This is a genomic window from Shewanella sp. 4_MG-2023 (assembly GCF_030548015.1).
Lineage (GTDB): Bacteria > Pseudomonadota > Gammaproteobacteria > Enterobacterales > Shewanellaceae > Shewanella.
Genome location: NZ_JAUORL010000085.1, coordinates 1 through 793 on the forward strand (window position 1 = coordinate 1; position 793 = coordinate 793).

Annotated in this window: 1 protein-coding gene; it reads left to right on the forward strand. The window is 46.9% G+C overall.

Translation table 11 applies throughout. The features are described from left to right. Window positions 1–793, forward strand: a 793-nt coding sequence (locus Q4546_RS19145; RefSeq protein ID WP_303446856.1) for a VCBS domain-containing protein, incomplete at both ends; no start/stop codon positions are given.

A 793-nucleotide genomic window follows, 5' to 3' on the forward strand; every position in this document is an offset into this window, starting at 1 on the left:
CTGCCGATGGCACTGCAAGTCATGATGTGACCATTACTATTGTGGGCGCTAATGACCCAGCGGATATCACCGTTGATGTAGGTAATGGCGATTCTGACGCAGGTACGGTCACTGAAGATGGTGCAACCGATGCGGATAACAACACGTTTGAAACAGTCTCTGGCACGCTAACCGTGTCTGATGTCGATGGCACAGGTAATGCCAGCGAAGCCATATTCCAAGTACAAGACGATGTGGCTGATGGTAACTACGGTACCTTCTCTATCGATGTTGACGGTAACTGGAGTTATGAGCTAAACAACACTCACAGCGATGTGCAATCACTTAAAGCCGGTGAAACACTTACTCGTACGATTACTGTGACCTCTGCCGATGGCACTGCAAGTCATGATGTGACCATTACTATTGTGGGCGCCAATGACGGCCCTATCGCGGTCGATGATGAAATCTTTATAGCAGAAGATGTTGTCTTTAATTCAACTGTTGATTTGGATGCCAATGATTCAGATCTAGATGGCGACGCACTTTCTGTTATTGAAGGCACCTTTACCACAACGGAAGGTGGCACTATTGTGATTGCCGCAGATGGCAGTTACTCCTACACGCCTCCATTGGACTTTAATGGCGTAGATACTGTTGAATATACTGTAACTGACGGCACGGCAACTGATACGGCAACCCTCACCATTAATGTTGGCGCTGAAAATGATGCCCCAGACTTAGTGGCTGATGTTGATAGTGTTGATGAAAATACCACTGTAACAGCAGATGCAGCTAATGGCGTATTGAGCAA